The organism is Bacillus sp. JJ783, assembly GCF_036963225.1.
Taxonomy (GTDB): Bacteria; Bacillota; Bacilli; order Bacillales; family Bacillaceae_G; genus Bacillus_A; species Bacillus_A cereus_U.
Window position 1 is genome coordinate 1 of sequence record NZ_JBALMG010000168.1, and the last position, 8,814, is coordinate 8,814.

Here is an 8,814-nt window from a genome sequence, read left to right on the forward strand (position 1 = left end):
AAAAATCCCACCTCAAAATTCGGCTGGAGCAAAGAAGTTAGGTGGGAGATAAACTGCCCGTAAACGCCAGATTGGTGAAGGCTAATAATCAGCGGGGGATGAACAAAACCCCCACTGATTAAAGTTTCACTTTATAAATTGTGATTTGATTGTTTCGGTTGTAATAAAAATGATGCTAATCCAATGAAAATAAGTAGAATTCCTAGTCCTTGCTGTAAAGAAATTGTTTCATCTAAAATGAAATAGGCTAGCATACAAGTTCCAATTGTTTCTCCCAAAATACTCATCGAGATAACCGTAGCACTCATCCATTTTAATAACCAATTGAAAATTGTTTGTCCTAAAATCGTTGCAATGAATGCAAGACCTATAAAGGACCACCATGTTTGTGCAGTGTAATTGAAGAAAGATGACTGCTGTGTGTAAGCAAATATACCGAGAAAGAGTGAACTACTGCCATAACTAATTACCGAGTACGGTATTAGGGATAGGTCTTTACGAACATGTTGACTAATGAAAAAGTAAGCTGTTATGACGCCAGCAGCAATAAAAGCTAAAATATCGCCGTATAAAGCCTCGCCACTAATTTGAAAATCTTGCCACCCAATCACGATACTTCCTGAAATTGCAATAAGGCAGCCTATAATCGCACCTTTCGTAAACCGTTCCTTAAATAAAAAATAACCACCGACCATTGAAAATAAAGGTTGCAACGTTACGATAACTGTAGAACTTGCTACAGAAGTATACTGTAATGATTCAAACCATAGGACATAATGAGCTGCTAGAAATAATCCAGATAAGAGTCCAAATCCCCATTGCTTTTTTGATAATGAGCGAAGTTCGCTTCGATTGTTTGTATTAAATATTAGAAACGGTAAAAGAATTACCGTAGCAAACAATAATCGATAAAAAGCAGTGATTGCTGCAGGGGCATCTGCTATTTTTACGAAGATTGCTGAAGTTGATAAGGCGAACACGCCGAAAAATAAGATGAAATATGAAAGAATAGGTGATTTCAAAGTTTGTCCCTCCGTTTGGTTGTTTATTATAATAAACAGTATATAATATAATGTACAAAAGTTAGTATATAAGCCTAAGCTGAAATAAGGAAGGATTAATTGCCACTGTTTAGTATGTCAGCACAAAAGGGACGAAAGATGTATTATGATGGACGAAAGGAAATTTTAAAAATGATTCATTATCGACTAGGTCAAACTGTTTTAAGTTATCGTAAGAAAAATAATATGACAATTCGTGAATTTGCTGATTATGCAGGAATCAGTACTTCACTTATTAGTCAAATTGAAAGAGGACATGCCAATCCTTCTTTAAATGTATTGGAATTAATAGCGAAAGCATTAAATGTACCGCTATTTACTCTTTTTATTAATGATATTGATACAGACACGCTTATTTCGAAGAAGAAAGATCGGAAAAAAGTATATCGAGAAAATAATGATCATATTGTTTATGATGTGTTAACACCAGACTTTATGAAAGCTCGCATTGAAATGCTAATGATGGATTTAAATGAACACGCAAATACAACAGAAAGTCATTATTCTCACGAAGATAAAGAAGAAATTGCTGTTGTAATGAAGGGTGAAGTGTATGTGGAACTTGAGGGGAATGAATATTTTTTAGAAGAAGGAGATGTTGTGCGTATTCCACCGAATGTGAAGCATAGATTTTTGAATAAGAGTGATGAGATGAATCATATCTTATTTGTGTTAACACCTTCCTTAAGCTAAGGTAGAAATGTTTCGAGAGTTTTTACCTGGCTTTTTGGCAACTTTGTAGATGCTAAAAAGCCATTTTTATTAGGATTTAGAGGGGATAATAGAGATGGAAAATATAAATGTATTAAAAGATGGGCTTTCAATTATATCTCAGTGTAAAAAAGAAACAAATGATATTTGGCATGCACATTTTGGAGCAGCTGCAATTGCTAGTTATTTTTTTACTAAAAACAATAACATTGATGAAAAAATTGCCTGTAACATTTATTCTCAAGCGAAAATGATGCTCCATAAGCAAAGGTTAGGCGAAACAATTGATAATAAACAAGGTGTCAATTATCAAAGTGCTGAAGAAACGATAATCAAATCTTTGGAACAAACGATTGATGAACTCCATTGGGTTGGTCATAATGTAATTTACGCTTCTTTAAGTTTACTAGCCATTAAGGAGTTAAGTCATTGGGGGAGTGAGCAAGATATTAATAATATAGCAAACCTTATATTATCGTTTCAAAAAACAATTCCCGGTAGGTCTTGGATTGGTTTTACAACTAAAGAAGTAAAGCAATTAAGTATAAGTAATGATGAGATTCAAAGTGAAATTAAAAACCCAAAGCAATTATCAAAATTTATTTTAAATGAGTTATCAAAATTTCATGTTATATATAAGGCGGAATCACATCACGATTTAATTGGCCATATGCTTACCTTTTCACATGCGATTAATGTATTATATGACTTAGGGCATATAGAATTATTTCAACGAGGAATAAAACCACTATTAAAGCTAGTTTATGTACTTAGAAAAAGTCGCAATTTAATGCCGAATGCCCAAATAATATTGAATTCTCCTGTAGATCGTTTACCTCTCACAAAAGCAAAACAAGTTGATACACTTCCGCTAGATAATGCATTCTGGCTTAAAGACTACAGTGAATCTAATTGGGATTTTGGGCACATATTTAAATTTTCATATAGTTATTTTGATCACTTAACAAGGGTTCCAGAATATAAAGATAAAACATTTGAGAAATTCTGTTGTATTATTAATGAGTAAAAGTGTCTAACTTTAAATTAATAGTAAATGGTACACATTCATAAACTAACATATTTATAAAAAATGGTAGAAAATTATAATGACCTGTAATAATAGGCTTAGTTTAAGTCTCTTTTTTTGTTAGTAGTATATTGTTTTTTCAAATATGTAAGATTTTACATTAGCATGAGACTTTTACTTATTATGTAAGTAGGCTATACTAAAATACATATATTTTGAAATTGGAGCGAATAAAGACGACATGGAATTAGTGAAGTTAGAAAAAATAATTGAATTGAAAAAAGAAGAATTATTGAATCTAGTCTCAAATTATGGACTTCAACATGAAAAAGTAATAGCACTCAGCCAAGAAATTGACAAATTAATAAACTGGTTTATGTTTTTAAAATAGAAAGAACTATGACGTGAGTTGAATGTGTTATAGTTCTTTTTTATTCATATATATTGTCTAATTTCTTACAGAATGCGCAAGCTGCTAGTCGACTATGATAATTTTTGGTTATAATAATAAAGGAATTATTAATTGTATCGGTTAGGGGCGCAGCAAATATGAAAACAGTCGTTGTCATCGGTGGAGGTATTACTGGACTTTCTACTATGTTTTATTTAGAAAAATTAAAGAAGGATTATAATATAGATTTAAATTTAATCCTTATTGAGAAAGAAGAGTATTTAGGTGGTAAAATCCACAGTGTGGAAGAAAATGATTTTATTATGGAATCTGGAGCAGATTCTATTGTAGCTCGTAATGAACATGTTTTGCCGCTTGTAAAAGATTTAAATTTAGAAAATGAAATGGTATATAACGAAACAGGTATTTCTTACATATACTCTGATAACATATTACATCCAATTCCTGCTGACACTATATTTGGGATTCCTATGAGTGTTGAATCATTATTTAGCAGTACGCTAGTCTCAAAAAAAGGGAAAATCGTTGCTTTAAAAGATTTTATTACGAAAAATAAGGAGTTTACAAAGGATACATCACTTGCTGTATTTTTAGAAAGCTTTTTAGGGAAAGAATTAGTGGAAAGACAAGTTGCACCTGTGCTTTCAGGTGTATATTCTGGTAAATTGAATGAGCTTACAATGGCATCTACGTTACCATATTTACTTGAGTATAAAAATAAATATGGAAGTATTATTAAAGGTTTTGAAGAGAATAAAAAACAATTTCAGTCAGCAGGAAATAAAAAGTTTGTATCATTTAAAAGTGGACTATCTACGATTATTAATCGCTTAGAAGAAGTGCTGACGGAGACTGTCATTAATAAAGGTGCTGTAACAACAGTGATAAGTAAAAAAGGGGCTCGGTATGAGGTTTCTTTTGCAAATCATGAGACAATACAAGCTGATTATGTCGTTTTAGCAGCTCCACATGATATCGCACAAACGTTATTACAGTCTAATGAGTTAAATGAGCATTTTAATAAATTTAAAAATTCAACGCTTATAAGTATTTACTTAGGTTTTGACATACTAGATGAACAACTACCGGCTGACGGCACAGGTTTTATCGTAACGGAAAACAGTGATTTACATTGTGATGCTTGCACATGGACAAGCAGGAAGTGGAAACATACATCTGGTAAACAAAAGCTATTAGTAAGAATGTTTTATAAGAGCACTAATCCAGTATATGAAACGATCAAAAGTTATAGTGAAGAAGAATTAGTACGAGTTGCTTTATATGATATTGAAAAGAGCCTCGGAATTAAAGGTGAACCGGAAGTAATTGAAGTTACAAATTGGAAAGATTTAATGCCGAAATATCATTTAGAACATAATCAAGCTGTTCAATCATTACAAGAAAAATTGGCCGTGCTTTATCCTAATGTATACTTAGCTGGTGCTTCATATTACGGTGTAGGAATTGGTGCTTGTATTGGAAACGGAAAGAATACTGCCAATGAAATAATTACGACATTGAATGAACAGTCAAAATAATAATATTGAATACATATGTAAATAAAATGTCCCTCCAACATAATGGAGGGACATTTTATTTGTAATTATTTAACATTAATTACAATCTTTTTGTGATTGGCTTTATTCTCTTTAATAGTTAATGTTATTTTTCCAGATTCTTCAAAGGAATACGGTGAGAGCCGATAAAGTTCTTTAATACTATGTTTTTCTTTTAATTTATTTGTAGGAATTAATGTTATATTAGGCTTCCATGTTTCCTGTTTGCCTGAAGGGTAGTCTACTATTATTTCTGGATTATTTAATTGTATTGTTTCCCAAGAGACAAAATACAGTTCAACTTCTGCATCTTTTTTTAGTAATTCTTCTGAGAAATAACCAAACTCACCAACATTACCAAAAACAGTGAAATTTTGATTTTGCAATTTAATATCTAAATATCTAGGTTGATATGTTGCTGCGTGATACATTCCGTATGAAAGAGAGAGTGTGGCAGCGATTAATATACCAACTGAAAATGTCTTAAAGCTATTTCCTTTAAAACTTGTCATCATAAATGAGTTTGGTGTGAATTTTTTTGCGAATAAAAAAATGAGTAAAATGAGCAAGAGGGATAAGCCAATGAAAATATACATAAAGTTTAAGCACCTCCGTAAGAAATATTTACTGTTTTTCTATATTTTAACATGAGAGGGTGTAAATTAGGGGTGGTTTTTAGAGGGGAATTAATAAATACAACGAAGTTATATATTATTAATAGGATAAACATCGCTAGAAATATTTGATTTGTGGGACATTAAGGACTTTCCTAATTATAAATACTTTTTCTGCTATAATAAATGAGTAGAGAGAAAGGAGTGATCCTATGGTATTTCCTATGTTAGAAACAGAACGCTTGCGCTTAGTTGAAATAGAACAATCTTATTGTCAAAAAATATATGAAATATTCTCATTAGATGAGGTAACGTGTTATTACGGTATGAATTCTTTTACTGAGTTTGGACAAGCTTCACGTATGATTGAATCTTTTTCAAAAAATTACTTTGAGAAAAAGGCAATGCGTTGGGGGATTGTATTAAAAGACACAAATAATTTAGTAGGAACAATTGGATTAAATAATTTACAACTTTGGAGTAAACGCTCAGAGATTGGATATGATTTGCATCCTCGTTATTGGGGGAATGGTTATGCTTCTGAAGCTGCTCGAGAAATTATTACTTATGGATTTCGAGATTTAGGCTTATTTAGAATTGGAGCTATTACATATCCTGAAAATATAACTTCTTGTAATATGTTATCTAAATTAGGTTTTCAACAAGAAGGGCTGTTACGTGGATACATTCATCAAGGAAATAAACAACACGATGCATTAATGTATTCTATTGTACGAACAGATGTAGAGGATATTCATTATTAATAAAAAAGCCCTTCTTATTTAAAATAAGAGGGGCTTGTAAAAATCAACCTATTTTAGGTAATAAACGTTCTCCGCTTTTCATACTACTTTTACATAAAGGGCATTTAGGCTCTTCTTCAAATGAAAAGTTCTTTCTCATCCATCCTAAACAATCCTCTGATTCACATTCCCAAACAGGGGTTTGTTCTGGTGGTACTTCTGCTACATCGTTCTTTCGATTGCGATACATGTAACCACTCCTTTTATGTAAAAATTTTTAGTTATATATTAAAAAGGTTGTTAACCGAGCTGGTAACAACCTTTTTATTGATTGAATTATAGCTTTACAACGTTTTTAGCTTGAGGTCCACGGTTACCGTCTTCAACTTCGAAGCTAACTTCTTGACCTTCGTCAAGAGATTTGAAGCCGTCGCCAGTGATAGCTGAGAAGTGAACGAATACGTCGCTACCGTCTGCAACTTCGATGAAACCGAAACCTTTTTCGCTGTTAAACCATTTTACTTTACCTGTTAATGTCATGGTAATGCCTCCTAAAATTTAAAAAGATTACAATATGATCGGCCTTATTCGATTGAAAATAAAAGTTCACATATTATCAAAAATCCATAAGGAGTACAAAACATTCCTGATTGATACTTGATAATATGCAAAGAAAGTATAGTGCTAAATTGACCTTAATTACTATCTTACAACAAATGGTGGGAAATAGCAAGTGCTGGTAATACCAGTGAATGAATTGGGTGATACTGGTAAAAAGCACGAAGACATCTCTTTTATTTATATATTATTCCTAATCTGAATTTATTCCAAACAGAAATCATTTATTTTAAAAAATATGTTTAAGGGAAACGATATATATTTTAAGAATACAGATGATTACAATAATAAGGAGGATAGAATATTGCTAAATAAACAATTTAAAATAATTGAAGCAGCAAAAGAAGGAAGAAGAAAAGTTCATCCTATTTTCGCTGTTATACTTGCAATTGTATTTTTAACTTTAGGTGAATTTTTCATGTTGTTTATGCTGTTTTTACCGAAAGCAGATACATCATTTGTAAAGGCAATTTATAGTAATATTGAGATGATATTAACGTTTGGTGGGGCTATATTTTTTATTTTTTTATGGATTAGGTTTGTAGAGAAAAGGTCATTTTCATCCATTGGTTTTTGGAAAGTGCAATGGATGAGACAGTATTTGAGAGGTGCGTTAATAGGATTTGTCTTCATTTCAATACCAGTAATTGTACTTGTATTAACAGGTATTGTAAAACTACAAATGCAACAAATTACGGCAACCGCCATATTTGGTATTGTAGGATCTTTAATTGCTTTTTTAATACAAGGTGCAACGGAAGAAATTATTGTACGAGGCTGGTTGTTTCCAGTTATTTCTGTTAGAAGTCGTATATGGGTTGGGATTATAGTGACGTCCTTTTTATTTGGTTTTCTTCATTTACTTAATCCAGGTATTACAATTCTTTCAATATCGAATATAATATTAGTTGGTGTATTTGCAGCTTTTTACGTATTAAAGGACAGTAGTCTTTGGGGGATTTGTGCATGGCATTCCATTTGGAATTGGGCACAATATAATGTCTATGGTTTTGCAGTTAGTGGCATGACGATATATTCAACACCACTATTTAAACCTGTAACAAATGGGTCAGAAGTGCTTCATGGAGGCTCATTTGGTATTGAAGGTAGTATCATTACAACAATAATGCTCTCTATCGCTTCAATCGTTTTATGGAAACAGTTATGGGGGCGAAAAGTGAAACAACGAGATATTAGCTAATGAAAGAGGGAGAAAATATGGGGATTGTAGCGTTTGAGGGAGCGAGCGCTGTTGGTAAAAGTACAACATGTCGTGAATTAGAAAAAAATTACGGTGCATTTATTATACCTGAAGTTAATCTATTATTTGAAAGACCAAAAAATGAACATAGAACATGGTATTTTGAAAAACAAGTAGAGCGCTGGAAAATAGCAATACAGAAGTCGCAGCAATATGAGTTAGTAATACTTGATGGTGATATTTATCAGCCACTTAGTTATAATTGGTGTTTCCATTTTGATATATTTAATCAGCCGTTATCTTTAATAGAAAACTTTTATAAAGAAAAGATAATTAACGAAGAAATTGGTTTTCCAGATCAATATTTTTATTTATATACAAGTGAGGAAGAGCTTAGAAAACGGAAAGAGTCTGATGGGACGAGAAAAAGAAGAAACTTTGAAAAACATTTACATATAGCTAAACTGTTCCAACGTTATTATGAAAACTTAAATAATGTTACAAAAGGGTACTGCAAGTTAATCGGGGCGAAAAATGTAAAGACGAATGAAATGGAGATTATGAAAAGTTTAAAGGATTTGAAAGTGAATGAAGAAATACGGTTTGATGTTTCAAGGTTAGATGCTATAACGTGGTGGTTACAAGAGAATCGTGCATATTAAAAAGAAACGGGTGTCATATAAGGCGCTCGTTTTTTTATTTAAGTGGAATATTTTTTCATCTACTTTATAAGTAGAAATAGTATAAAGTTTCGTAGTTTTAAATGAAATGCTTAGTATATGTAATAAATATTAGAGAAGAAATTTTATAACGTGACAGAATAATCTTTTAATTTATCTGAAAAAGAAATACAATATAAGGAAATGTATGA

The 8,814-nt window shown here is 31.6% G+C and carries 11 protein-coding genes; 7 read left to right on the forward strand and 4 right to left on the reverse strand.

From position 1 onward, the window contains the following. Positions 1-131: 131 nt before the first annotated feature. Positions 132-1,022 carry a DMT family transporter gene (locus V7038_RS26395; RefSeq protein WP_070128356.1) on the reverse strand — a complete coding sequence of 297 codons (891 nt, stop codon included), beginning with the start codon at positions 1,020-1,022 and terminating at the stop codon, positions 132-134. 114 nt (positions 1,023-1,136) lie between these two features. On the opposite strand from V7038_RS26395, the gene V7038_RS26400 reads away from it, so the two are divergent. From V7038_RS26400 to V7038_RS26415, 4 genes are all read left to right on the forward strand, one after another. Continuing rightward, positions 1,137-1,754, forward strand: a complete 618-nt coding sequence (locus V7038_RS26400) for a helix-turn-helix domain-containing protein (protein ID WP_199661251.1) — start codon at positions 1,137-1,139, stop codon at positions 1,752-1,754. Positions 1,755-1,848: 94 nt separating this feature from the next. Beyond that, on the forward strand, positions 1,849-2,799 hold the full coding sequence (locus V7038_RS26405) for a hypothetical protein (protein WP_335695873.1): 951 nt from the start codon (positions 1,849-1,851) through the stop codon (positions 2,797-2,799). A 241-nt stretch (positions 2,800-3,040) separates the two neighbouring features. After that, positions 3,041-3,190 carry an aspartyl-phosphate phosphatase Spo0E family protein gene (locus tag V7038_RS26410; RefSeq protein WP_002012842.1) on the forward strand — a complete coding sequence of 50 codons (150 nt, stop codon included), beginning with the start codon at positions 3,041-3,043 and terminating at the stop codon, positions 3,188-3,190. A 158-nt stretch (positions 3,191-3,348) separates the two neighbouring features. Next, complete coding sequence (locus V7038_RS26415) at positions 3,349-4,749, forward strand: protoporphyrinogen oxidase (RefSeq protein WP_335695874.1); 1,401 nt, start codon at positions 3,349-3,351, stop codon at positions 4,747-4,749. 65 nt (positions 4,750-4,814) lie between these two features. Here V7038_RS26415 and V7038_RS26420 read toward each other — a convergent pair whose 3' ends face one another. After that, positions 4,815-5,363 carry a hypothetical protein gene (locus tag V7038_RS26420; protein WP_002127343.1) on the reverse strand — a complete coding sequence of 183 codons (549 nt, stop codon included), beginning with the start codon at positions 5,361-5,363 and terminating at the stop codon, positions 4,815-4,817. A gap of 230 nt (positions 5,364-5,593) precedes the next feature. Here V7038_RS26420 and V7038_RS26425 point away from each other — a divergent pair, with 230 nt between their 5' ends. Continuing rightward, positions 5,594-6,145, forward strand: a complete 552-nt coding sequence (locus tag V7038_RS26425) for a GNAT family N-acetyltransferase (RefSeq protein ID WP_002031946.1) — start codon at positions 5,594-5,596, stop codon at positions 6,143-6,145. A 43-nt stretch (positions 6,146-6,188) separates the two neighbouring features. Here the strand turns inward: V7038_RS26425 and V7038_RS26430 are convergent, their stop codons facing one another. Together V7038_RS26430 and cspD are read right to left on the reverse strand one after the other, a co-directional pair. Then, on the reverse strand, positions 6,189-6,374 hold the full coding sequence (locus tag V7038_RS26430) for a cold-shock protein (RefSeq protein WP_000286202.1): 186 nt from the start codon (positions 6,372-6,374) through the stop codon (positions 6,189-6,191). 86 nt (positions 6,375-6,460) lie between these two features. Continuing rightward, entirely contained in the window at positions 6,461-6,664 is a 204-nt protein-coding gene (cspD, locus tag V7038_RS26435; RefSeq protein ID WP_002012849.1) for a cold-shock protein CspD, read from the reverse strand. 382 nt (positions 6,665-7,046) lie between these two features. Between cspD and V7038_RS26440 the strand changes: the two genes are divergently transcribed. Then, positions 7,047-7,943 carry a CPBP family intramembrane glutamic endopeptidase gene (locus tag V7038_RS26440; RefSeq protein WP_002127344.1) on the forward strand — a complete coding sequence of 299 codons (897 nt, stop codon included), beginning with the start codon at positions 7,047-7,049 and terminating at the stop codon, positions 7,941-7,943. Continuing rightward, positions 7,943-8,605 (forward strand): AAA family ATPase, encoded by a 663-nt coding sequence (locus V7038_RS26445; protein ID WP_335695875.1) that lies wholly within the window; start codon positions 7,943-7,945, stop codon positions 8,603-8,605. Before V7038_RS26440 ends, V7038_RS26445 begins: the two co-directional genes overlap by 1 nt. Positions 8,606-8,814 lie beyond the last annotated feature (209 nt).

Bases quoted from the DNA above. Each gene is read 5' to 3' on its own strand.
- V7038_RS26415 (WP_335695874.1), top strand. From the start codon at position 3,349: ATGAAAACAGTCGTTGTCATCGGTGGAGGTATTACTGGACTTTCTACT.
- V7038_RS26425 (WP_002031946.1), top strand. From the start codon at position 5,594: ATGGTATTTCCTATGTTAGAAACAGAACGCTTGCGCTTAGTTGAAATA.
- V7038_RS26445 (WP_335695875.1), top strand. From the start codon at position 7,943: ATGAAAGAGGGAGAAAATATGGGGATTGTAGCGTTTGAGGGAGCGAGC.
- V7038_RS26405 (WP_335695873.1), top strand. From the start codon at position 1,849: ATGGAAAATATAAATGTATTAAAAGATGGGCTTTCAATTATATCTCAG.
- cspD (WP_002012849.1), bottom strand. From the start codon at position 6,664: ATGACATTAACAGGTAAAGTAAAATGGTTTAACAGCGAAAAAGGTTTC.
- V7038_RS26420 (WP_002127343.1), bottom strand. From the start codon at position 5,363: ATGTATATTTTCATTGGCTTATCCCTCTTGCTCATTTTACTCATTTTT.
- V7038_RS26400 (WP_199661251.1), top strand. From the start codon at position 1,137: ATGTCAGCACAAAAGGGACGAAAGATGTATTATGATGGACGAAAGGAA.
- V7038_RS26430 (WP_000286202.1), bottom strand. From the start codon at position 6,374: ATGTATCGCAATCGAAAGAACGATGTAGCAGAAGTACCACCAGAACAA.
- V7038_RS26410 (WP_002012842.1), top strand. From the start codon at position 3,041: ATGGAATTAGTGAAGTTAGAAAAAATAATTGAATTGAAAAAAGAAGAA.